The sequence below is a fragment of the Faecalibacterium sp. OF03-6AC genome (genome assembly GCF_003478175.1).
GTDB classification, from domain to species: domain Bacteria; phylum Bacillota; class Clostridia; order Oscillospirales; family Ruminococcaceae; genus Faecalibacterium; species Faecalibacterium taiwanense.
This window is the reverse complement of the sequence record NZ_QUEN01000001.1, coordinates 284,686-306,656: the sequence shown is the minus strand read 5'-3', so window position 1 is coordinate 306,656 and position 21,971 is coordinate 284,686. Positions and strand designations below refer to the sequence as shown.

Annotated in this window: 19 protein-coding genes and 1 other RNA gene; 10 read left to right on the top strand and 10 right to left on the bottom strand. The window is 61.7% G+C overall.

Features of this window, described 5'->3' with window-relative positions:
* Window positions 1–131: 131 nt before the first annotated feature.
* The 6 genes from DXA66_RS01390 to DXA66_RS01365 form a co-directional block, all read right to left on the bottom strand.
* Window positions 132–2,936 (bottom strand): AAA family ATPase, encoded by a 2,805-nt coding sequence (locus DXA66_RS01390; RefSeq protein WP_118526344.1) that lies wholly within the window; start codon window positions 2,934–2,936, stop codon window positions 132–134.
* Window positions 2,933–4,075, bottom strand: a complete 1,143-nt coding sequence (locus tag DXA66_RS01385; RefSeq protein WP_118526342.1) for an exonuclease SbcCD subunit D — start codon at window positions 4,073–4,075, stop codon at window positions 2,933–2,935. The genes DXA66_RS01390 and DXA66_RS01385 overlap by 4 nt, the downstream gene beginning before the upstream one ends.
* Window positions 4,076–4,388: 313 nt before the next feature.
* A complete protein-coding gene (locus DXA66_RS01380; protein WP_118526340.1) occupies window positions 4,389–4,859 on the bottom strand; it encodes a peptidoglycan-binding protein in 471 nt (156 codons plus the stop codon).
* Window positions 4,860–4,910: 51 nt separating this feature from the next.
* Window positions 4,911–5,540: a stage II sporulation protein R gene (locus DXA66_RS01375; protein ID WP_243089009.1), complete on the bottom strand. Its 630-nt coding sequence runs from the start codon at window positions 5,538–5,540 to the stop codon at window positions 4,911–4,913.
* Window positions 5,541–5,605: 65 nt separating this feature from the next.
* Window positions 5,606–6,967, bottom strand: a complete 1,362-nt coding sequence (locus DXA66_RS01370) for a PFL family protein (RefSeq protein ID WP_044954086.1) — start codon at window positions 6,965–6,967, stop codon at window positions 5,606–5,608.
* A 24-nt stretch (window positions 6,968–6,991) separates the two neighbouring features.
* The gene (locus tag DXA66_RS01365; protein ID WP_005944416.1) at window positions 6,992–7,261 is read right to left on the bottom strand and encodes an ACT domain-containing protein; all 270 of its coding nucleotides are present in this window, start codon (window positions 7,259–7,261) and stop codon (window positions 6,992–6,994) included.
* A gap of 232 nt (window positions 7,262–7,493) precedes the next feature.
* Between DXA66_RS01365 and DXA66_RS01355 the strand changes: the two genes are divergently transcribed.
* From DXA66_RS01355 to DXA66_RS01340, 4 genes are read left to right on the top strand one after another with little or no spacing between them, the layout of a single operon-like run.
* Window positions 7,494–7,973 carry an Lrp/AsnC family transcriptional regulator gene (locus DXA66_RS01355; protein ID WP_005935606.1) on the top strand — a complete coding sequence of 160 codons (480 nt, stop codon included), beginning with the start codon at window positions 7,494–7,496 and terminating at the stop codon, window positions 7,971–7,973.
* Window positions 7,973–9,157, top strand: a complete 1,185-nt coding sequence (locus tag DXA66_RS01350) for a pyridoxal phosphate-dependent aminotransferase (RefSeq protein WP_118526336.1) — start codon at window positions 7,973–7,975, stop codon at window positions 9,155–9,157. The genes DXA66_RS01355 and DXA66_RS01350 overlap by 1 nt, the downstream gene beginning before the upstream one ends.
* Before the next feature lie 10 nt (window positions 9,158–9,167).
* The gene (gene ispE, locus DXA66_RS01345) at window positions 9,168–10,043 is read left to right on the top strand and encodes a 4-(cytidine 5'-diphospho)-2-C-methyl-D-erythritol kinase (RefSeq protein WP_097776538.1); all 876 of its coding nucleotides are present in this window, start codon (window positions 9,168–9,170) and stop codon (window positions 10,041–10,043) included.
* A 59-nt stretch (window positions 10,044–10,102) separates the two neighbouring features.
* Window positions 10,103–10,312 (top strand): DUF378 domain-containing protein, encoded by a 210-nt coding sequence (locus DXA66_RS01340; RefSeq protein WP_242959126.1) that lies wholly within the window; start codon window positions 10,103–10,105, stop codon window positions 10,310–10,312.
* 60 nt (window positions 10,313–10,372) lie between these two features.
* Here the strand turns inward: DXA66_RS01340 and DXA66_RS01335 are convergent, their stop codons facing one another.
* The 3 genes from DXA66_RS01335 to DXA66_RS01325 form a co-directional block, all read right to left on the bottom strand.
* Window positions 10,373–11,020, bottom strand: coding sequence for an AhpC/TSA family protein (locus tag DXA66_RS01335; protein WP_118526334.1), 648 nt, complete (start codon window positions 11,018–11,020; stop codon window positions 10,373–10,375).
* Window positions 11,021–11,115: 95 nt separating this feature from the next.
* Window positions 11,116–11,320, bottom strand: a non-coding RNA gene (gene ssrS / locus DXA66_RS01330) — 6S RNA.
* Between the two features lie 22 nt (window positions 11,321–11,342).
* Complete coding sequence (locus tag DXA66_RS01325) at window positions 11,343–11,654, bottom strand: DUF1292 domain-containing protein (RefSeq protein ID WP_097776541.1); 312 nt, start codon at window positions 11,652–11,654, stop codon at window positions 11,343–11,345.
* Window positions 11,655–11,893: 239 nt separating this feature from the next.
* Between DXA66_RS01325 and DXA66_RS01320 the strand changes: the two genes are divergently transcribed.
* A complete protein-coding gene (locus tag DXA66_RS01320) occupies window positions 11,894–12,637 on the top strand; it encodes a peptidylprolyl isomerase (protein WP_243089008.1) in 744 nt (247 codons plus the stop codon).
* Window positions 12,638–12,667: 30 nt separating this feature from the next.
* Here DXA66_RS01320 and ruvX read toward each other — a convergent pair whose 3' ends face one another.
* A complete protein-coding gene (gene ruvX, locus DXA66_RS01315; RefSeq protein WP_118526332.1) occupies window positions 12,668–13,099 on the bottom strand; it encodes a Holliday junction resolvase RuvX in 432 nt (143 codons plus the stop codon).
* A gap of 142 nt (window positions 13,100–13,241) precedes the next feature.
* Between ruvX and DXA66_RS01310 the strand changes: the two genes are divergently transcribed.
* The 5 genes from DXA66_RS01310 (at window position 13,242) to rplT (ending at window position 21,944) form a co-directional block, all read left to right on the top strand.
* Window positions 13,242–16,598, top strand: a complete 3,357-nt coding sequence (locus tag DXA66_RS01310; RefSeq protein ID WP_118526330.1) for a PD-(D/E)XK nuclease family protein — start codon at window positions 13,242–13,244, stop codon at window positions 16,596–16,598.
* The gene (locus DXA66_RS01305) at window positions 16,595–20,317 is read left to right on the top strand and encodes a UvrD-helicase domain-containing protein (RefSeq protein WP_118526328.1); all 3,723 of its coding nucleotides are present in this window, start codon (window positions 16,595–16,597) and stop codon (window positions 20,315–20,317) included. Before DXA66_RS01310 ends, DXA66_RS01305 begins: the two co-directional genes overlap by 4 nt.
* Before the next feature lie 421 nt (window positions 20,318–20,738).
* Entirely contained in the window at window positions 20,739–21,317 is a 579-nt protein-coding gene (gene infC, locus DXA66_RS01300) for a translation initiation factor IF-3 (RefSeq protein ID WP_005944384.1), read from the top strand.
* A gap of 18 nt (window positions 21,318–21,335) precedes the next feature.
* The gene (gene rpmI, locus DXA66_RS01295) at window positions 21,336–21,539 is read left to right on the top strand and encodes a 50S ribosomal protein L35 (RefSeq protein WP_005928215.1); all 204 of its coding nucleotides are present in this window, start codon (window positions 21,336–21,338) and stop codon (window positions 21,537–21,539) included.
* Between the two features lie 54 nt (window positions 21,540–21,593).
* Window positions 21,594–21,944, top strand: coding sequence for a 50S ribosomal protein L20 (gene rplT / locus DXA66_RS01290; RefSeq protein WP_005928218.1), 351 nt, complete (start codon window positions 21,594–21,596; stop codon window positions 21,942–21,944).
* Window positions 21,945–21,971: the final 27 nt, after the last annotated feature.

Below are 21,971 nucleotides of genomic sequence, written 5' to 3'. Positions count from 1 at the left end.
GCCAGACCACCAGCGTGGTGCAGCCCTCGCACTTCCCGTCAAGTTTCGTTGTCGATTTTAATTGCAGCCTGCACTTCAGACATGGCATCGCGCATCTTGCCGGAGTGTCCTGTGTCGAGGCCTGCGGTGTTTCACACGATCAATTCTACGGTAGAACCGCCGGTGCGGGCTTTGCGCACCACCACCTGTCGGTCGATGCGGTCTTTCAGAGCGCCTACGTGGGAGATGATGCCCACCAGCCGGTCGCCCTCGGTCAGCCCTGCAAGTACGCGCATGGCCTGTTCCAGCGATTCGTCATCCAGACTGCCGAAGCCCTCATCGAGGAAGAGCGTGTCCAGACGGATGCCGCCTGCCGCGCTCTGTACTTCGTCCGAAAGGCCCAGTGCCAGCGCCAGCGATGCCTTGAAGCTTTCGCCGCCGGAAAGGGTCTTGACGCTGCGGCGGGTGCCGTTGTAGTGGTCGATGATGCCAAGGTCCAAGCCGGACTGGCTGCGCTGGTTCTCGGCACCAATGCGCTCCAGCTCGTACTGCCCGGCGGTCATCTGCATCAGGCGGGTGTTGGCGTGGCGCAGGATGCGGTCCAGATAGTTCATCTGGATGTAGGCTTCCAATTTGATCTTCTGTTTGCTGGTCAAGGTGCCGCCCGCCGTGGCGGCAAGGGCACTCACCCACTGCCAGCGCTGTTCAAGCTGAGTGCGCGCTTCGGCAGCGGTGCGGTATTTTTCAGCGGCTGCACGGTTGGGCAGCCGCTGTGCGGCCAGCTGCTGGGCCTGCTCGCGCAGAGCGCTCCGGGCAGCGGCAAGGCGGGCCTGTTCTGCCTGTAAAAATTCCAGCGGCTGGGCAGGCCCGGCGGTTTCGGCAGTGGCTTGCTGGGTCTGCAGGGCATCCACAGCGGCTTTGGCAGCGGCATAGGCCTGCTCCGCCCGCTTGAGGACGGCCTGCGCCCGCTCCATGCCGGTGCGCAGGGCGGTGCGACTGGCTTCCAATGCATCCAGCGCGGCCTGTGCCTCGGCCCGCTGCGGATAGGGCAGGGCTGCACGAGCGGCAGCGGCCTGCTGTTCCAGCGCATCGGCGCTGGCATTCTGCGCGGCGGCGGTGCTGTCAGCTTCAGCGGCGGCCTGTTCCAGTGCCGGGCGCTGGCGGCTTTTTGCCTGACGGTCGGCCTCCAATGCGGTGCGGCGGGCGCAGTCTGCTTCGGCCTGCCGAAGCGCGGCGACACACTCGGCCTGTGCTGCGTGCAGGGCACAGGCTTCTTCCGTCAGGACAGTGTTCATCCCCTTGAAGGTCAGCTGTACCGTCCCATCCGGGGAGGTGAAGCGCTCTGGCAATAGGCTCTCAGCATCCCGGCGCAGGGAGCGGCGGGCTTCGTCGGCTGCGGCAAGGGCGCTCTGTGCGGCAGTGCTGGCAGTCTGGGCCAGTGCATCGGCCTTTTCGGCTTCCTGCTTGGCGGCATCCACCTGCGCCTGCGTGGGGGCTGTGTGGGGCAGTTGGGCCTTTGCCGGGTGGTGGACGCTGCCGCACACGGGGCAGGGCGCACCCTCGGCCAGCGCCTGCGCCAGCAGTCCGGCCTGTGCGTCCAGAAAGGCTTTGTCCAGCGCATCCCGCCGGGCATGGGCCTGCTCCTTGGCTTCGGAGGCAGTGCGGTAGGCATCCTGCGCACGGTGGGCCTTTTGTGCCTGCTGCTGGCAGGCGGCAAGCCGCTGGTTCAGGGTGGTAAGGGCGGTGCTGCGCTGGGCCAGCTCCTTTTCCCGGTTCTGCAAGGCCAGCAGCCGGGTGGGAGCATCTTCCAGCGCGGTCAGCTCCTTTTCAGCAGCGGCCAGCGCTGTGTCCAGTGCGGCCAGCTGGGTGCGTTTCGCTTTGGCCTTGGCAGCGGCCAGCTGGGCAGCATCCCGCGCGGCCTGCTGCTGATGGCACAGGGCATCCAGCTCATTGTAGGCGGCAAGGGCCGTCTGTGCCTGCGTCACCTGGCCGGCAAGAACATCCAGCTGGGCGGCATCGCCTGCGTGGCGGGCGCTCTCGGCACGGGCAGCTTCCAGCACAGGCAGGGCAGCGGTAAGCTCTGCCTGCTTTGCGGCCAGCTGTGCGGCCAGCTGTCGGGCCTGCTGGGCGGCACCCAGCTGACGTTGTACTTCGTCCAGCTTGGCTTCGGTGTCCTTGAGGGCAGCAGCAACGGTCTCCTGCGCGGCCTGCTGGCGGGCCAGCAGACCTTCCAGCAGGGCAAGGGCCGTTTCCGGCTCGGTCTGGGCGTTCAGTGCGGCAAGGGCATCGGCATCCGGGTCGTCGGGAGAAAACCGGATGCCGGAGAGCAGACTGTCCAGCTTTGCATTCTGGGTGGTGCGCTGCTGGCTGAGGGCGGCGCTTTCGGCCTGCAGGCGCTCTTGCAGCCGGGCATAGCGCTGGGTGCGGAACAGCTTGCGGAAAATGCGGCTGCGCTCCTCGGTGGAAGCGTTGAGCAGCTTTGTGAACTGACCCTGTGCGATCATGGCGATCTGGCAGAACTGGCTGTAGTCCAGCCCGATGATCTCCTGCACGGCGGCAGTCACATCCTTGGCTTTGGTCACCGGCGGACGGCCATCGGAATAGGTGAGGGTGGCATCCGCTTTCTCGGTGGTCATGCCCTCGCCGCGGTTTTTGGGGCGCTGGTACTCCGGGTTGCGGCGCACGGTATAGCGCTGGCCGTTCACCTCAAATTCCAGCTCCACAAAGGTGGGCGTTTTAGGGCCGGCATATTTGCAGCGCAGCATGGCGCCCTCGCGCACGCCGCCGCTGGAATGATCGTACAGCGCATATGTAATGGCATCGAACAGGGTGGTCTTGCCTGCGCCGGTGTCGCCGGTGACAAGGTATAAGCCGCCCCTGCCCAGCTTTGCCAGTTCCAGAACCGTCTCGGCGGCATAGGGGCCAAAGGCCGAAAGAGTGAGCTTCAGCGGTCTCATGCGTCCTCGCCCTCCTTCCAGATCTCCTCAATGAGCTGCTGGCAGAATGCCGCCTGCTCCGCCGTCAGCGGCTGATTGTTCTGCAGCTGGTAGAACGCCGAGAAGTGCTCCAGCGGGGTGATGCTCTCGGCGCGCTCCGGTGCGGTGATCTCCTGATCTTCCCGGGTGCGGAGGTTATCGTAGTCCAACCGCATCAGGTTGGGGTAGATCACCCGCAGGCGGGCCAGTGCGTCCGGCACGTCCTGCTCATCGGTCAGGGTGATGTGCAGGTAGTCGTCCACCGCAGTGCCGTCGTAATTGCGGCGGTCGGTCAGCTCCATGTAGCTGCCGCGCACTTCCCGCAGGTCGTGCTTCGGGGTAAGCGGCGCGGTGGTGATGGAAACTTCGCCCTTGAGACCGAACTCCACAAAGGTGGCGCTCTTGTGCTGGTTTGCTTCCGAAAAGGAGTATTTCAGCGGGGTGCCGCAATAGCGCACGGCATCGCGGCCCACCTTCTGGGGGCTGTGCAGGTGGCCCAGCGCCACGTAGTCAAAGGCATCGAACAGGCTGGCATCCACGCTGTCCACACCGCCCACCGAGACTTCCTCGCTCTCGCAGCAGGCAGCACCGGCCACGAACTGATGGGCCACCAGCACGCTGCGGTGGGCCGGGTCCGGCGGGCAGTGGCGCAGCACGCAGGCAAGGGCATCGTTGTAGCTCTCCACAGGCTCGTCCGGCCAGACATGCCGCACCATGGCGGGCTTGAGGAAGGGCAGAAGGTACACATCCAGCGTGCCGTATTCGTCGGTGAGGGGGATGGGCACCGGCGCACCGGAGAACACCGGGCTGACGTACACCCGGCTGTTTTGCAGCAGGGCAGAGCCGAAGGCAATGCGGTCGGCGGAGTCGTGGTTGCCGCTGATGGCGAACACCGGCAGCCTGCGTTCGGCCAGCTGGGTCAAAAACCAGTCCAGCAGGCGCACGGCTTCGGCAGGGGGAACGGGCTTATCGTAGAGGTCGCCCGCCAGCAGCACACCGTCCACGGGCGTTTTATCCAGCAGGGAAAGGATCTGTTCCAGAATGTACCGCTGGTCGTCCAGCATGGAGAACTCGCACACCCGCTTGCCCAGATGCAGGTCGGAAAGATGCAGAAAACGCAAACGGAAACACCGCCTTTTCAGAGTTTTCTTTATTATACAGCAGGGCGGGGGTGGGGGCAAGGAAAACAAAAGCGTCTGCAGGACGGAAAATCCTGCAGACGAGGTAAGGCGGCTCGCCCTCTCCGTCATTGCTTGCGCAATGCCACCTCTCCCAAAGTGAGAGGCTTTGGCAGTCCACGCAAAGTTTCTGGTTTTGCCAAGGGCTCTCCCTTTGATAGACTTTCCCCGTGCCGGGGAAAGATGTCACCGCAGGTGACAAAAAGGGGTGTAAGCTGTCGAGCAAAGCGAGACTGAGAGGGCAAGGCTGTTCACACTAGAACATCTTCTCCCATGTTCCTTCGCCGACCACGCCGTCGGCGGTAAGGCCGTTGCGGCGCTGGAACCGCTGCACAGCCGCTGCCGTTGCCGCGCCGAACCTGCCGTCGGCGGTCAGCCGCTCACCCAGAGAGTTGAGCTTCTGCTGCACCAGACGCACCGTGCCGCCGGAAGAGCCGCTGCGCAGGGCAATGCCGGGGTAGGGCACATGCAGGCCGTGCTTGGCCGTGTAGCGGGTGTAGAGCACGTTCCATGTGTTCGCGCCCACCTTGCCGTCCACATTCATCTTGTTTTTCAGCTGGAATTCCTTCACGGCGTTCTCGGTGGAAATGCCGAATTTTCCATCGGCCTTCAGCTCGCTGTACCATGTGCAGGCGTCGCGCACACCGTTGAGCCAGGTCTGCACAAGAGCTACGTCCGGCCCGGAGGAGCCGCGCTGGAGCAGGGAATAATAAGCAGGGATCGCCATAATGATCACACGCTCCTTTCGCCCTATGCTATGCGGCGAAAGCGCCGGGCGTTACCCAAGCAGCACCACGTCCTCCCGGCGGGCGGTGCGCTGCTGCACCCACTCCACCACTTTGAAGCGCAGGATGTACTCCCCGCAGACCAGGTCGTTTTCGGCAGGCTGGGCGTAACTGCCGCAGGCAGAGCGGCACAGGCCCGGGTAGAGCACGCACCACCAGTTGCGGCCTTTTCCGGCACCGAGATCGATGCGCAAAGCGTCGTACCGCCCGGCGGGAAGAGTGCCCGAAGCGTAGCGCCGGGTGTCGAAGTACATGTTCACCAGCTGCACCCGCACCGGCGTGCGGATACCCAGCTGTGCCAGCGCGTGCCGGGCTGTGAGCTGCAGCTCAAATAGATGCTGTGCCGCCCAGGCGATCGCTTCCGGTTTGCTCTGTGCCGGGCAGGCGGTGTCCAGATAGGCAAGCACGGCATCCCGCACATGGAGCTTTGCGCTCTGGCTGGCAATGGAATCGCTCTCAGCCCGGATGTGCAGGCGCAGGGTGTCGGCGCACACCAGCGCCCCGGTGTCCAGCTGGGTGCGGCCCCATGCAAATGCCTGCCATGCGCCACACAGAGCAAGGGCGAGAAACAGGCCAAGGCAGAGCAGAGCCATCTGAGCGCGTGTAAGCATTCTGGATAACATAAAAACAGACCCTTCTTCTGGAAATGTTATCCAGAGGATGGGCCTGTTGGAGTGGATTTATTCTCTTAGTTCTTCAGCGACTGCATGGGGGCAGGCAGGCGGCCGCCGCGGTTGATGAACACGGACGGGTCGTGCTGGTTCACGGCCATGATGGGGCCATAGCCCAGCAGACCGCCAAAGTCCAGCACCTCGCCAGCCTTGCGGCCAATGGCAGGGATCACGCGCACGGCGGTGGTCTTGCTGTTCACCATGCCAATGGCAGCTTCGTCGGCGATCAGGGCGCTGATGACAGCCGGGGTGGTGTCGCCCGGGATGATGACCATATCGATGCCCACCGAGCAGACGGCGGTCATGGCTTCCAGCTTTTCAATGGTCAGGCATCCGGTCTCGGCGGCGTGGATCATGCCGGCATCCTCGCTGACCGGGATGAAGGCACCGGACAGACCGCCCACATGGTTGGAGGCCATCACGCCGCCCTTTTTCACGGCATCGTTCAGCAGGGCGAGGCAGGCGGTGGTGCCGCAGCAGCCGCAGGTCTCAAGGCCCATCTCTTCCAGAATGTTGGCCACACTGTCGCCGATGGCGGGGGTAGGTGCCAGCGAAAGATCGATGATGCCGGCGGGCACACCCAGTGCCTGAGAAGCCAGATTGGCCACCAGCTGGCCCACGCGGGTGATCTTGAAGGCGGTGCGCTTGACCAGCTCTGCCACCTCGTCGATGGGGGCATCCTTGGGCAGGCGGGCCAGTGCAGCGCGCACAGCGCCGGGGCCGGAAACGCCCACGTGGATCTCACAGTCCGGCTCGCCGGGGCCGTGGAATGCACCGGCCATGAAGGGGTTGTCCTCCGGTGCGTTGCAGAACACCACCAGCTTTGCGGCACCGATGCACTGACGATCAGCCGTCAGCTCACTGGCCTTCTTGACGGCCTCGCCCATGAGCTTGACAGCATCCATATTCAGTCCTGCCTTGGTGGCACCGATGTTCACCGAGCTGCACACGATGTCGGTCTCGGCCAGTGCGCGGGGAATGGACTCGATCAGGCGGCGGTCACCGGCAGAAAAGCCCTTGTGCACCAGAGCACTGTAGCCGCCCACAAAGTTTACACCCACCTTTTTACCGGCGGCATCCAGAGTTTTTGCAAACTCCACAGGGTCGGCATCCGGGCAGGCACCCAGCAGCATGGCGATGGGTGTGACACTGATGCGTTTGTTGATGATGGGAATACCGTACTCGGCACTGATATGCTCCACCGTGGGCACAAGGTTTGCGGCCTTGGTGGTGATCTTGTTATAGATGTTCTCGCACGCCTTCTTCGGGTCCGGGTCGATGCAGTCCAGCAGGCTGATGCCCATGGTGACGGTGCGCACGTCCAGATTGTCCTGAGTGAACATCTCGATGGTCTCGAGGATGTCACCGGTATTAAACATACTCATAGCTGTGTACTCCCTCCATCAGATGGTGTGCATGGCATCAAAAACTTCCTGACGGGTAACATTGATCTGCATGCCCATCTCGGCAGCCAGTGCGTCGGTGCGCTTGTGCAGCTCTTCGTGGCTCACATTGCAGTTGCTGATATCCACTAGCATGATCATGGCGAACATGCCCTGCAGGATGCTCTGGGTCACGTCCTCGATATTGATGTTCAGTTCGGTGCACAGACCGGCGACCTTGGCAACAACGCCCACGGTATCGTGACCAATGACGGTAATGAATGCTTTCATCGTTTCCACCCTCGTTTTCCTTTTGATGAACGGTGCCGCAAGCGTTCCGGCACACTCTTACCATTCCAGTATAGCAGATTTGGCAAAATTTGAACACACTTTTTGTAAAAAAGAACAGACACGAAGGGAAAAAGACATTCTATCCCAAAAATTGGGTGCAATCTTTTACAGCTTGTGCTATACTTATAAATAATTTATTTCCCGGTTACGGGCTGAGAAGGAGCAAAATACTATGGAACAGCTTTTGAAGATCCTGGAAGACAATGCGCGGCTGCCCATTGAGGATATCGCCACGATGCTGAATAAATCCCCCGCCGAGGTGGCGGCCATGATCGATCTGGCCCGGGCGCAGGGCATCATCAAGGGCTACAAGACCCTTGTGGACTGGGAAAAGGCCGGTGTGAACCGTGTGGAGGCCGTCATCGAGCTGAACGTCAGCCCCAAGAAGAGCCGCGGCTTTGACGAGATCGCAGCCACCATTGCCGCCTTTGACGAGGTGGAGAGCGTGCTGCTGATGAGCGGCGGCTACGACCTGCAGCTGGTGATCAAGGGCCAGACCTTCCAGGAGATCGCCCTGTTCGTGGCAAAGCGCCTGTCCCCGCTGGACGATGTGCTGTCCACCGCCACCCACTTTGTGCTGCGCACCTATAAAAAGGAGGGCCGCCTGTATCAGGACGAAGAAATCGATGAAAGAGAGTGCACGGTGCTGTGATGGACTACGATAAGCTGATCGCGCCTGCCGCTGAGGCCATGCGCCCCTCCGGCATCCGCAAATTTTTCGATCTGGCTGCCGAAATGCCCGAGTGCATCAGTCTGGGCGTAGGCGAGCCGGACTTTAAAACGCCATGGGCCGTGCGCGAAGCCGGCATTGAGAGTCTGGAGCATGGCCGCACCCGCTACACCTCCAACGCAGGCCTGAAGGAGCTGCGCGCCGAGGTGGCAAAGTATCTGGAGCGCCGCATGGGCCTGCACTACGACCCGCTGCACGAGGTGCTCATCACGGTGGGCGGCAGCGAAGCCATTGATATGTGCATCCGCACGCTGGTGCAGCCCGGGGACGAGGTCATCATCCCGGAGCCCTGCTTTGTGTGCTACGAGCCCATCACCACCCTGTCCGGCGGTGTACCGGTTCATGTGGCCTGCCGTCAGGAGGACGAATTCCGCCTGCGTGCCGATGCCCTGAAGGCTGCCATCACCCCCCGCACCAAGCTGCTCATCATGCCCTTCCCCAACAACCCCACCGGCGCGGTGATGGAGCGCGAGGATCTGGAAGCCGTTGCCAAGGTGCTGCGCGGCACCAACATCATGGTGCTCTCGGATGAGATCTACGCCGAGCTGAACTACGGCCTGCGGCCCCATGTGTCCATTGCTACCCTGCCCGGCATGGCAGAGCGCACCATCGTGGTGAACGGCTTCTCCAAGACCTACGCCATGACCGGCTGGCGTCTGGGCTATGCCTGCGGCCCGGCACCCATCATCCGGATCATGACCAAGATCCACCAGAGCGCTATCATGAGTGCCCCCACCACCAGCCAGTACGCCGCCATCACTGCCCTGAAGGAGTGCGACGGCGAGATCGACCGCATGCGCGACGAGTACAATATGCGCCGCCGCCTTGTGGTGAAGGCCTTTAACGATATGGGCCTGACCTGCTTTGAGCCGCGCGGTGCGTTCTACGCCTTCCCCTGCATCAAGAGCACGGGCATGAGCAGTCAGGATTTCTGCACGAAGCTGCTGGAACAGAAGCATGTGGCCATCATCCCCGGCGACGCCTTTGGCGCTTCCGGCGAAGGCTACGCCCGCATTTCCTACGCCTACAGCGTGGAGCATCTGAAGGAAGCGCTCCGGCGCATCCGGGAATTCCTGCAGGAAAACGGCATCTATCACGGAATCTGAGGAGGAACAAATGGCAAGGTTCAACTGCGTGACCGTTCTGGCCCCCGCAAAGCTCAATCTGGCGCTGGATGTGGTGGGCCTTCTGCCGGGCGGCTACCATGATCTGGACATGACCATGCAGGCTATCACCCTCTACGAGCGGGTGGTGCTGCGCCGCAGTCCCTATCTGGACTTGCGGCTGCCGGGCAGTCTGGTGGCCCCCAACAACAAAAACACTGCCATCAAGGCAGCGCTGGCCTTTTTTGACTACACCGGCCTTCTGGCGGGGGTGGACATCACCATCTATAAGAATACCCCGGTGCGGGCAGGTATGGCAGGCGGCAGCGCCGATGCCGCCGCTGTGCTGGTGGGCATGAACGAGCTGTACGGTGCGCACCTTTCCATGAGTGAGCTGTGTGCACTGGGCGCAAAGATCGGTGCGGACGTGCCCTTTGCCCTGATGGGCGGCACCTGCCGGGTGCAGGGTGTGGGCGATTTTCTCAAGGCGCTGCCGCCGGTGCCGGAGTGCTGGTTCACGGTGGTGATGCCGGACTACGGCGTTTCCACCCCGGAAGCCTTTGCAGCTTACGATAAGGTGGGCAGCAGCATCCACCCGGACTGCGGAGCGCAGGAAGCCGCTATCCGTGCCGGAGATCTGGATGCCCTTTGTGCCGCTGCCGGCAATGCGCTGGAAGAGTGCAGTGGGGCAAAGGATACCGGGGCCATCAAGACCCTGCTGCGGGAGCATGGTGCTGTCACCGCCCTGATGACCGGCAGCGGTGCGGCGGTGTTCGGCGTATTCCGGGACGAAGGGGCCGCACGGGCTGCTGCACAGGCCGCAAAGCGGCGCTGGAAGCAGGTGTACGTGGCGCAGCCTGACCGCGGCGGCGCACGGGTGAGCCGATAAAAATGCATAGATCTCCTTTCCACGGGGCATACTGCCCGCAAGGGAAGGAGGTCTTTTTTGTGCAGACCTTTTATAAAATCTGCCTGATCCTGTTGATCGTGGGCGGCATCAACTGGGGCCTTGTGGGGCTGTTCCAGTTCGATTTTGTGGGCTGGCTGCTGGGCGGCAGCGCATCCATCTGGTCGCGCATTGTGTTCACGCTGGTGGGCATCGCAGCCCTGTGCGGCATCCCGGGGCTTTTTACGGACGATAGTTCCTCTGAAAGCTGAAAAATCATGCAAAAACAAAAGCACTTGCAAAACCAATTGCAGGTGCTTTTGCTTGTTGACTCAATGACTGCTTCCGTCAAGATCATCCCAGCCTACCAGATCCGGCAGAGTAAGCGTCTCGTCGGAGCAGTGGGGGTGTGCACGCCGCTGGTCCTCGGCCATGGTGCGCACCACCTCGCGGGTGATCTCACGGATGGCGGCGCAGTCCTCCGGCAGGTCGGTCTGGCTGCGGCCGGAGTGGGTAAACAGGATCTTACCCATGTGGCCCACCACCAGCGTCAGCGGCAGCTGCTGCGGAGCATTGCTGTTGTAGCGGTAGCCCTGCTCTTTGGCCGCTTTGTAGATGCGCTGGGCCGCAAAGCTCCAGCTCAGGATGCCGCGGGCCTGTTCTACGCCAAGGTAGCCGTACAGCACCCCCGGCGCGTCGCAGATGAGGGTGAAGGGAAACTCGGCCCCCTGCGTGGCCTTTGCCACCATGCGGGGCGAGGAACGCACCACGCAGGCCAGCCGCACGCCGCGCAGTCTGGGCAGGGTTTGCAGGTAGCGGGTCAGGTATTCCTGGGTGACAGGGTGGTCAAAGGCAGGCAGGAAGATCATGACAAGAGGGTGCTCCCCTTCGCACAGCTTGTAAAAATCATTGCCCGGTGTGGTGGGGGTATCAAAGGTGAAACGGGGGATGGAGGTGCCAACCAGATGTTCTGACTTCATGCCGCAATGCACATCCTTTCCATATTCAGGAAAATAAAAAAATCCACACACTGTCTCTGTTTTTGCAGAGGACAGCGGTGGATGGATTGCTATAAAAAGATCCCGCCCGGTCGTCTGCGGTCAATCAAACCTACCCTTACGGACAGGTGGGTGCCCTGTCGCCGGATTCGCGCTTCCTCATCGAACCTCCATGGTCGACCCATGGCGGGGAGGTCTGCAATCCGCCGGAGAACTCCGGGCTCCCGTTGAATGATTAGTAGGATCATATAAACCGCAACAAATCGAGCCGGGCAGGAAGTTTTGCCGGGTAATTTGTCTGGAATTATTCTTCGATGTCGTACTCGTCGCTCAGGCGCTCTTCAAACAGCTTGCCCAGCTCCAGCAGCAGCTCGTCGTCGTCCACGACATCCAGATATTCGCCTTCATCATCCTCGCCAACGCTCAGAATGACCAGCTGAGCATTCTCAGCTTCCTCTTCGGTCTCGGCGTATTCCACAGCAGCCAGATAATGCACACCCTTGTAGTCCAGCGCATCGATCACCTCAAATGTGATCTCGTTGCCGTCCTCATCCTCCAGGGTCATCAGGTCGGGCTGATCTTCTTCGGTGTTAGGGTTCTTGATTTCGTCAGACATAGATATTGTCTCCTGTATCGTGTCATAAAACGGGCTGTTTGTGTGCCGCCCGCTTGGCCTGCATATAGTGTAGCGTTTTTTTGCCTGCTCGTCAAGATGCTTTTTCGCACAGAAATTGTGCAGCAAATTTTCACGCATTTGCTCTCGCACTCTGCAGCAGAATATGATATACTATCCTCTGAATCTTCTGTGCACGGTGTGCCGTGCAGGTTACTATAGAGTATGGAGCGTGGGCGGAAATGATGCATAAAAAAAGATGGGCGGCGTTTGTGCTGGCAGCGGCGCTGGTGCTGACGGGCTGCAGTGCCGGGAGCTTTCTGCACTTTGGCAAAGGCAGCGGCGGCAGTACAGCCCAGAAAATCGACCGCCCGGCAGTGGGATCGGCAGAGCTGCAGTTTGCCCACCCTGCGGCGGGGGACACCATTGCGGTGTTCGATACCTCGGCAGGCGTGTTCAAGGCGGTGCTTTTCCCGGACAAGGCCCCGCAGGCCTATGATAACTTTGCGGGCCTTGTGCAGGCAGGCTACTACAACGGCCTGACCTTCTCCCGCGTGGAGAGCGGCTTTGTGGTGGAAGCCGGACAGGGGGCCGACGGCAGGGGCAGCACCATCTGGAACGGCAGCCGCTACCCGGCTGAGACCACCGACAGCCTGCACCACTACTCTGGCGCGCTGTGTATGGGCACCGATGCTTCCGGCGAGTGCGCCAGCGTTTTTTACGTGATGCAGACGCTGCCGGGAGACCAGTCGGTGACGCAGGAGCTTGTGGACCAGATGAACAGCGCGGGCTACCGCGCGGAGGTGGTTTCGGCCTATCAGACCGCCGGCGGCGCGCCTTATCTTGACTACACTGATACCGTGCTGGGGCAGGTGTATGAGGGCATGGACGTGGTGGATGCCATCGGCCAGACCGCCGTGGACGAAAACCAGAAGCCCAGTGAGGACATCACCATCAACAGCGTGAGCATTACGCAGTACGAATAAGAAAAAGGACACCGTCAGGTGTCCTTTTTCTTATATCTCCCCCGGATGTTCCTTCCGCCATGCAAGATAATCGTCCAGAATGACGGTAGCGCTGACCGAATCCAGAATCTCCTTGCGCTTTGTGCCAAAGGTGCCGCTCTCGTCCAGCAGGTCGGCAGCGGCGCAGGTGGTCTGGCGCTCGTCCCACATGCGTACCGGCAGGCCGCTCCAGATCTCGACCGTCTTTGCCAGCTTGCGGCTCTTGATGGCGCGTTCGCCCTCGGTACCATCCATGTTCAGCGGCAGGCCGATCACGATCAGCTCGGCTCCGATCTCCTTGGCCACTTCGCACACCCGTGCCGCCACCTTGTTGCGGGCTTTCAGGGTGATCTGCGGGGTGATGGCCGTTGTAAGGAACTCGGTGCGGTCACAGGTGGCAAGGCCGGTGCGGCTGTCGCCGTAATCAACAGCTAAAATTTTCATACAGGCTTCCTCTCTTGTGTGGAAAAGTTTGTCGGTCCAAGTGTACCACAGCTGCAGGCTAAAAGGTAGAGAATCACACTTTTTTTGAGAGGATTTTCGTGTTACAATAAACACAGATCGATTTTTTAGGAGGAAGTGCCTCATGCTCAAACTGGTTTTAGGCGGCTCCGGCAGCGGCAAGACCACTCTGCTCTATTCCCGCATCAAGGCCCGGGCCGAACAGGGCCGGCGCAGCATCCTTCTGGTGCCGGAACAGTTCACTTCCAGCACGGAGGGCCGCATCTACCGGGAACTGGGCGATGCTCTTTCCGGCATGGTGGAAAGCTTTTCCTTTACCAGTCTGGCCGAGCGCATCCTCTCTGCCGAGGGCGGCGCGGCGGTGCAGACCCTTTCGGACGCGGGCCGCGCCGTGCTGGTGCGCCGCGCGCTGGAAGAGCTGCAGGATCATGTGCATTACTACTACCGCCACCGCCGCAGTGCGGCCTTCTGCCAGATGGCGGCCCAGACCATCGACGAGCTGAAAAGTGCCGGCCTTTCCGGCGCACAGCTGGCAGAGCTTGCGCCGGACTGCGGGCCGGAAAGCGGCAAGCTGAGCGAGCTGGCACTGATCTTTCAGGGGTACGAAACGCTGCTGGCGGGCACCGGCATGGACCCCGCCGACCGGCTGGAGCTGGCGGCTGACCGGCTGGAAGCCGCTCTTGCCCGGGGCGAACTGCCGGACTTTCTGCGGGAGCGGGAAGTGTTCATTGACGAGTTCGATACCTTCAACGCACCCAAAAAGCGGCTGATGGGCGCGATGCTGGCAGCGCTGCCCACCGTTACGGTGGCCCTGTGCGACGACGGTGCGCCCATGGTGCCGGGGGATATGGGGCTTTTTTCCGGCGCAAAGCAGGTGGCCGCACAGCTGCGGCAGCTGGCCCGCAAAAACGGTGCTGAAGCGGCAGTGCCGGAGCTGCTGCGCCGCGACCTGCGCCATAAGGATGCGCCCGGCCTTGCGGCTGTGACAGAGCTTTTGGAGACTGGCACCTGTGAGGTGCCGCCCGCTGCGCCGGAGGTGCGGCTGTTTGCCGCTGCCAGCCGGGAAGAGGAAGCCCGCTGCACCGCTGCGGCCATCCGCCGCCTGATGCGGCAGGGCGTGCGCTGCGGCAAAATGGCCGTGGTCTGCCGCAATATCCCGGATTACCGTGCGGCCATCCGGTACGAGTTCCGTATGGCAGATATCCCGCTTTACTGCGATGAACCCACCACCCCGGAGTTCAGCGCCCCGGCTACGGCGGTGCGTGCACTGCTGGCACTGCTGCGCGGTGCGGATATGACCGAAAACCTGACCATTCTTGCCAAGACCGGCCTGTGCGCTCTGACCGAGCCGCAGGTCTGCGCGCTGGAAAACTATGCCTATACCTGGTCACCCAATGCGGCGGCATGGCGCACAAAATTTGAGAAAAGCCCCAAGGGCTTCGGCGAAAATGAACTGTCCGATGAGGATGCAAAAACGCTGGAGGATGCCGAGACTGCCCGCCAGCTGCTGGTAACAGCCGTGGACGAACTGCGCAGCAAGGTGCGGGGCGGCAGCGCCGAACAGATCAGCCGGGAACTGTATTTCTGCCTGAAAAAGCTGGGTGCAGAAGAGCAGCAGGCAGCGCTGGTGGAAGCCGTCCGCACTGCCCGGGGCATCCCGGCGGCAGAGGAAGCTGCCCGCGAGTGGAACGTGGTGATGCAGCTGCTCAACGAAATGGCCCACCTGCTGGGCGGGCAGGGCGTGACCTTTGCAGAATATGAGGACCTTTTCAGCCTGCTGCTGCGCTCTTCGGACCTTGGGCACATCCCGCAGACGCTGGATGCCGTGGTGCTGGCAAGCGCGGGCAAAATGCGTCTGGACGCGCCGGACTATGTGTTCGTGCTGGGCCTTGCGGAGGGCGAATTTCCCTGTGCACCGTCCGAGACGGGCCTTCTGACCCACGCCGACCGCGATGTTCTGATGGCAAAGCAGATCGATCTGCCGGACTGCTTTGAGAACCGCGTGGTGCGCGAGCAGGTGTGCGTTTACAAAGCCCTCACCGCACCGGCAAAGGGGTTGTGGCTCAGCTGGCCCAAGGGGCAGGGCAAGACCCTGTGCGCAGCGCTGGAACCCATCGTGGAGGCCCTGCACCCGGCGGCACCGGAGCTGGAGCTTCCCGACCTTGCAGCCACCCCCGCCGATGCACTGGATACGCTGGGCGGCTGGCCGCTGACCGACACGGAACGCGCCAGCCTGACGGAGGCGCTGCGTCTGCCGCAGACGGATGCACCCCGGGGCCTTGCGCTGCTGCAGCGCATGGAGGAGGACCCGCCCCGGCAGGTGAACGATCTGTCTGCGCTGAGCGGCCTGCTGGGGCAGCGGCTGCGCATCTCGCCCAGCCAGCTGGAAAAATACTATACCTGCCGTTACGGCTATTTTTTGCAGTATGTGCTGGGCCTGAAGCCCCGCAGACGGGCCGAGCTTTCTGCCGACCAGAGCGGCACCCTGATGCACTGGGTGCTGCAGATGGCGCTGGACCCGCACCCGGATGCGGATAACCCCTGCAATGCGCTGACGCCTTTTCTGGAACTGGACGACGAAGCTATGGCAGGCCTTGCCAGCCTGCTGGTGGACGAATATGCAAAGCGCTATCTGCCCGAGGATACGGCCCGGTTCGCCTATCTGCTCTCGCGGCTCAAAAAAAGCATGACAAGCCTTTTGTGCTACCTGCGGGACGAACAGAAGCAGTCCTGCTTCCACCCGGCAGCCTGTGAGCTGCGCATCGGCTCCGGGGAGGACGCTGTGCCCGGGCATGTGTATCATCTCTCGGACGGGCGCACGGTGCAGCTGGTGGGCACGGTGGACCGTGCCGACGAGTGGGTGGAGGAAAACGGCACCCGCTGGGTGCGGGTGGTGGACTATAAGACCGGCACCAAAAAACTGAACCTGAAGGAGGTCTACTGCGGGCTGGACTGCCAGATGCTTTTGTATCTGTTCAGCCTGACGCGGGATAAGAGCGGCCGCTTTACCGGTGCGGAACCGGCAGGCGTGCTGTATCTGCTGGCAGACCCGGCCCCCAAGACCACCAACCGCCAGCAGGCACAGCAGGACGTGCAGTACGAGCTGGACGGCCTTGTGCGGGACGAGCAGAAGGTGTTCGATGCCATGGATGCGGATGAGACGGGCTGCTACCTGCCCTTTGGCTACCGCAACGGTGTACCCAGCCCCAGCCAGAAGGATAAGCGTGCCGATATTGCAAAGCTCAACCGCATCCAGCTGCATCTGGATGATCTTGTCACCCAGATGGGCCAGCAGCTTTACGATGGACAGATCGCTGCGGAACCGCTGGTGGCAGGCGCAGGCAGGAACCCCTGCGTCTGGTGCGACTACAGCTTTATCTGCTGCCACGAGACCGGCATCGGCGAGCGGGCACTGGAAGCCCCGGCCAAGCCTTTTGAGCCGGAAGAGACCGAGAACGAGAAGGAAGGTGAGCAGGCATGAGTGGACCCAAATGGACTCCGGCCCAGCGCGCTGCTATTGAGGACCGGGGTGGTGCGCTGCTGGTGAGCGCGGCGGCGGGCAGCGGCAAAACGGCCGTGCTGACCGAACGCGCGGTGCGGCTCATCACCGATCCGGACCACCCGGTGGATGCGGACAAACTGCTCATCGTCACCTTTACCAATGCGGCGGCGGCAGAGCTGCGGGCGCGCATCGGGCAGGCACTGCTGCGGCTCAGCCAGCAGCAGCCCCACAACACGAGCCTGCGCCGCCAGCGGATGCTTTTGCAGCGTGCGCCTATCTGCACCATTGACGCGTTCTGTCTGGACCTGCTGCACAAGCACTTTCAGGCACTGGACATCCCGCCGGACTTTGCCCCGGCAGACCCCGGCAGCGTGGAGGTGCTGCGGGCTTCGGCGCTGGCCGAAACGCTGGAAAATGCCTACCGCGACCCGGACTTCTGTGCCTTTGCCGACCTTTACGGCAAGGGCCGCACCGATCAGGCCGCAGGCAATACCATCCTGCATGTATACGATTTTCTGCGCGCTCTGCCGGACTACGACCGCAGGCTGGACGAATATCTGGCACCATGGCAGCAGGAAAACGGTTTTGCCTTTACCTGCTGGCATGACCTGCTGCTGGCGGAAGCGGCCCGCTGCGCAAAGGCCGCGCGGGAACTGCTGACGGCAGCGCTGGCAGACTGTAAGGAAGATTTTGTCCTTGCACAGGCACAGGCCAAGGAAAAAGGCAAGACCACTGCTTCCAAGGCAAAGGCTGTGGCCGGTGTCAACGATAAATTTGCAGAGCCGCTCTCCCGGCTGGAAAGCGCCGCCGCCCTGCTGGGCGAGGTGGAACGGCTGGCTGCGGCAGGGCAGTGGACACCGCTGTACGATAAGCTGACACCCTACGTGCTGGGCATGGAGGAGATGCCCGGCTTCAAGGGTATGAAAAAACGGCTGACCGGTGACCACAAGGCGGCGGTGCGCACCCGCACGGACGAAGCCGCCAAGCTGTTCGAGCAGATCACGGAGCTTATCTCCTGCAGCGAGGAGGAGGCCGAAGCCGACCGCAGGGAGGCCCTGCCCCGGCTGCGGGCGCTGTTTGCCGCCGTGCGGGATTTTGATGCCCGCTTCTCGGCAAAGAAAAAGGAGCGCAAGCTGCTGGAATTCAGCGATTTTGAGCATCAGGCCCTGCGGCTGCTGCGCACACCGGATGGCGTGTGCACCCCGCTGTGCCAGAGCATCCGGCAGAGCTATGCCGCCGTGATGGTGGACGAATATCAGGACACGAACGCTTTGCAGGATGCCATTTACCGCTGCCTTGCTTCCCCGGAGGGGGATGACCTGTTCCTTGTGGGCGACCTGAAGCAGAGCATCTACCGCTTCCGTCAGGCCGACCCCAGCATCTTCCGGGCTAAGCTGAACGCATGGGCACCGTTGCCCGGCGGCACTGCCCGCCCCCGCCCGGAGGAGGGTACGGCAGGCGGAAACGCTCTGCTGGCGCTGGATGCGAACTTCCGCTCCGCCCCGCAGGTGGTGGCAGGCATCAACTTTATCTTTGAACAGCTCATGACCCCCCAACTGGGCGATACCGCCTATGGTGACGGCCAGCGGCTGGTGTGCGGTGCACCCGGCGACTACGCAGGCAGCGTGGAAGCGCACTTCCTGCCCGACGACACCGCTGAGACCGACGCGGCGTGGATCGCCCAGCGCATTGAAGAACTGGTGAAAAACGGCGAACCAGTGCGGGACGGCAGCTCCACCCGCCCGGTGCAGTACGAGGATTGCTGCATCCTGCTGGCGGCGCGCGGCGACTTCCTCGCTTATGAGGAAGCGCTCACGGCCCGGGGCATCCCGGTGTATGCGGATGCGCGCGAAAACCTGATGGAAGCAGCGCACATCCGGCCGCTGATCTCGCTTTTGAAGGTCATCGACAACCCGGCGCAGGATATCTACCTTGCCGCCGCCATGCTGGGGCCGATGTTCGGCTTTACGGACGACGACCTTGTACGCCTGCGTGCCCAGAGCGCCGCAATGCAGAAAAAGGCGCAGGAGGAACAGGGCGCGAAGGAAACGGGCAAAAGGGCTTCCCGCATGAGTCTGTACGGCGCAGTGCTGCAGGTGGTGCAGAATGGCAATGAAACGCCGTTCACCCGAAAGGTGAAAGACTTTTATGACCGACTCACCGCACTGCGGCGCATGGCCCGCAGTGCTCCGGCAGAACAGCTGCTGGAAGAGATCTTTGTCTCCACCGGCTATCTTGCTGCGCTGGGCGTACTGGAAAACGGTGCGCACCGCCGGGAAGATGCCCGGCGCTTTGCGGCTTTCTGTGCACAGACCGGTGCAAACGGCATCTCGGCGCTGGTGCGTGCCATCGACGCGGCGACGCAGGCCGGTTCTACCGGGCAGGACACTGTGCCCGGCGGTGCGCGGCCTGGCTGTGTGACCATCATGACCATCCATCGCTCCAAGGGTCTGCAGTTCCCGGTGGTGTTCGTGGGCGACACGGCCCGGCACTTCAACCTGAGCGACACTTACCAGCCGGTGCTGCTGCACCGGGAATACGGCGCGGGCCTGCGCCTGCGCCCGGAACAGGGCGAGAGCATGTACAAGACTGCAGCCTACGCGGCCCTTGCCAGCGTCCATGCGCAGGAAACGCGCAGCGAGCAGATGCGCCTTTTATATGTGGCGCTCACCCGTGCACAGGATAAGCTGATCCTCACGGTGCCGCTGGGCATGACCAAGACCGGCAATCCCTTTGCCAAGGCGGCAGCATTCCTTGCTGCGGGCGCGGGAGAAACGCTGAACCGGCAGGCAGGCAGCTTTGCCGACTGGCTGCGTGCAGCGCTGCTGGTGCATCCCTTCGGCGGGCCGCTGCGGCGGCTGGCAGGAGATCTGGAACTGCCCTTTGTGTTTACGGAAAGCGAGATCATGGTCACGGTGCAGGAAGTTCAGACGGAGCCGGAAACACCGGAACAGGAACCGGAAGCGGCAGAGCCTGTCCCGGCAGACCCGGCATTGGTGGCTCAGCTGCAGGAGGGCTTTGCATGGCGGTATCCGGCGGCAAAACTGGCTGCGGTGCCCGCCAAGGTCAGCGTGACCAGCATCGTGCACAAGGCCGAGCAGACCACGCTGGAACGCCCTGCCTTTCTCTCCAAGGACGGACTGACCGCCGCCGAAATGGGTACGGCCCTGCACGCTTTTCTGGAACATGCGGACTTTGCCTCCCTTGCTGCTGCCAAAGCGGCGGGCACGCTGGAGGAAGCCATCCTTGCAGAGCGCCAGCGGCAGGTGGACACCCAGCTGGTGGCCCCGGAAATTGCGGAAAAACTCAATGTAGGCCGCATCCGCCGCTTTGCCGAGAGCGAAGCCTTTGCAAAGATCTGCGGGGCAGACGAGGTGCTGCGGGAGCTGGCCTTCATCACGGCGCTGCCCGCGTCGGCCGTGCTGACGGCACAGGGCGCTTCCGCGCAGGAAGCCGCCGCCGTGCAGGATGAGCAGGTGCTGGTGCAGGGCATTGCAGACCTTGTGCTGGTGTTCCCGGATCATCTGGAACTGCTGGATTACAAGACCGACCGCCGCAAGACCGAAGCGGACTTCCTGAGCGCCTACCGCCCGCAGCTGAACCTCTATGCCCTTGCCATCGATAAGCGCTTTGCGCCGAAGAAGGTGACGTATAAGGGCATCTACTCGCTGGAGCTGGGGAGGCTGATCGAAGCGTAGGAGAACGTCGGTGCCGCCCACTCCGTCCTGCTTCCGCTCGCCAGTCCATCCAGCGTGAGAAGCCCTCGCACTTCCCGTTAAGGTTTTTTGGTCGATTTTAATTGCAGCCTACACTTTAGACCATGGCTTCGCGTCATCCTGCCGGAGTGGGCGGCACCGATGCCCGGGCAGATGCTGCTCCCTGATGGCCTGCCTTTCGGAAAAGTCATATTTTTCCCGCAAAACGCATAAAAAGTGCTTGACAGCGCTTTCTGCCTGTGGTAAAATAACCGGGTAAAGAAAGCAGCTACGGCCTGTGCCGCGCTCGCCTTGCGAGGGAAAGATCCCCCGGGCTATACCTGAAGGCAGTTCATTATGAGTGGACTGCGGCTTTGAGTGAATTTTTGCGCGGCTGTCCTGAAAATGGGCGGCCGCGTTTTCTATGCCAAATATTGCAACAAAATGGATTTTGTTTGGAGGTGCATTCATTATCGCTACCGCTGGAAAGTCGAAGGAACTGGAGATCAACGGTCAGATCCGTGACCGTGAGGTCCGTCTGATCGGTGCAGACGGCGAGCAGAAGGGCGTTGTGTCCATTCAGGTGGCCATGCGCGCTGCTGAAGATGCTGGTCTGGATCTGGTCAAGATCGCACCGCAGGCTGTTCCGCCTGTGTGCAAGGTGCTGGATTACGGCAAGTACCGTTTTGAACAGCAGAAGAAGGAGAAGGAAGCCAAGAAGAACCAGAAGGTGGTCGAAGTTAAAGAGACCCGCCTTTCGCTCAACATTGACACCAACGACTTCAATACCAAGCTGAACCAGACTGCCAAGTTTCTGGCAGCTGGCCACAAGGTTAAGGTTTCGATCCGCTTCCGCGGCCGTGAAATGGCGCACAGTGCTCTGGGCGCAGACGTGCTGAAACGTTTTGCCGAGGCTCTGCCTCAGGCATCCACCGATAAGCCGCCGGTGCTCGAGGGCCGCACGATGTCCATTCTGCTGATCCCGAAACCCAATAAGGACTAATTTTAGGAGGAAACTAAAATGGCTAAGATGAAACTGAAGACGCACTCTGGCGCTAAGAAGCGCTTTAAGCTGACCAAGAACGGCAAGATCAAGCGCGGCCACGCATTCCGCAGCCACATCCTGACCAAGAAGACCACCAAGCTGACCCGTGGCTACCGTCAGCCCAGCTACGTTGATAAGACCAACGCAGCTACCATCAAGAGCATGCTGCCCTACGCCTAAGAGCGAGCCGCAGGCAAACACATTCTATTGAGACAACTAAAGGAGATATAAAAAATGGCACGTATCAAGGGCGCAACCATGACTCACAAACGTCGTAAGAAGATGCTGAAGCTGGCCAAGGGCTTCTACGGCTGCAAGAGCAAGCACTTTAAGATGGCCAAGCAGCAGGTCATGAAGAGCGGTAACTACGCTCTGGCTGGCCGCCGCATGAAGAAGCGTCAGTTCCGCAACCTGTGGATCTGCCGCATCAACAACGCAGTTCGTCCTCTGGGCATGAACTACTCCACCTTCATGGCTGGTCTGAAGAAGGCTGGCATCGAGCTGAACCGCAAGATGCTGTCTGAGATGGCTATTAACGATCCCAAGAGCTTTGCAGCTCTGGTCGAGACCGTCAAGAACGCCTGATTAGGAACTTGAATCGTGACGCCCGCG

Bases quoted from the DNA above. Each gene is read 5' to 3' on its own strand.
- DXA66_RS01310 (WP_118526330.1), top strand. From the start codon at position 13,242: ATGCTCAAACTGGTTTTAGGCGGCTCCGGCAGCGGCAAGACCACTCTG.
- DXA66_RS01335 (WP_118526334.1), bottom strand. From the start codon at position 11,020: ATGAAGTCAGAACATCTGGTTGGCACCTCCATCCCCCGTTTCACCTTT.
- DXA66_RS01320 (WP_243089008.1), top strand. From the start codon at position 11,894: ATGATGCATAAAAAAAGATGGGCGGCGTTTGTGCTGGCAGCGGCGCTG.
- infC (WP_005944384.1), top strand. From the start codon at position 20,739: ATGCCAAATATTGCAACAAAATGGATTTTGTTTGGAGGTGCATTCATT.
- ruvX (WP_118526332.1), bottom strand. From the start codon at position 13,099: ATGAAAATTTTAGCTGTTGATTACGGCGACAGCCGCACCGGCCTTGCC.
- DXA66_RS01375 (WP_243089009.1), bottom strand. From the start codon at position 5,540: ATGTTATCCAGAATGCTTACACGCGCTCAGATGGCTCTGCTCTGCCTT.
- DXA66_RS01355 (WP_005935606.1), top strand. From the start codon at position 7,494: ATGGAACAGCTTTTGAAGATCCTGGAAGACAATGCGCGGCTGCCCATT.
- DXA66_RS01380 (WP_118526340.1), bottom strand. From the start codon at position 4,859: ATGGCGATCCCTGCTTATTATTCCCTGCTCCAGCGCGGCTCCTCCGGG.
- DXA66_RS01325 (WP_097776541.1), bottom strand. From the start codon at position 11,654: ATGTCTGACGAAATCAAGAACCCTAACACCGAAGAAGATCAGCCCGAC.
- DXA66_RS01305 (WP_118526328.1), top strand. From the start codon at position 16,595: ATGAGTGGACCCAAATGGACTCCGGCCCAGCGCGCTGCTATTGAGGAC.
- DXA66_RS01370 (WP_044954086.1), bottom strand. From the start codon at position 6,967: ATGTTTAATACCGGTGACATCCTCGAGACCATCGAGATGTTCACTCAG.
- rplT (WP_005928218.1), top strand. From the start codon at position 21,594: ATGGCACGTATCAAGGGCGCAACCATGACTCACAAACGTCGTAAGAAG.
- DXA66_RS01365 (WP_005944416.1), bottom strand. From the start codon at position 7,261: ATGAAAGCATTCATTACCGTCATTGGTCACGATACCGTGGGCGTTGTT.
- ispE (WP_097776538.1), top strand. From the start codon at position 9,168: ATGGCAAGGTTCAACTGCGTGACCGTTCTGGCCCCCGCAAAGCTCAAT.
- DXA66_RS01350 (WP_118526336.1), top strand. From the start codon at position 7,973: ATGGACTACGATAAGCTGATCGCGCCTGCCGCTGAGGCCATGCGCCCC.
- DXA66_RS01390 (WP_118526344.1), bottom strand. From the start codon at position 2,936: ATGAGACCGCTGAAGCTCACTCTTTCGGCCTTTGGCCCCTATGCCGCC.
- rpmI (WP_005928215.1), top strand. From the start codon at position 21,336: ATGGCTAAGATGAAACTGAAGACGCACTCTGGCGCTAAGAAGCGCTTT.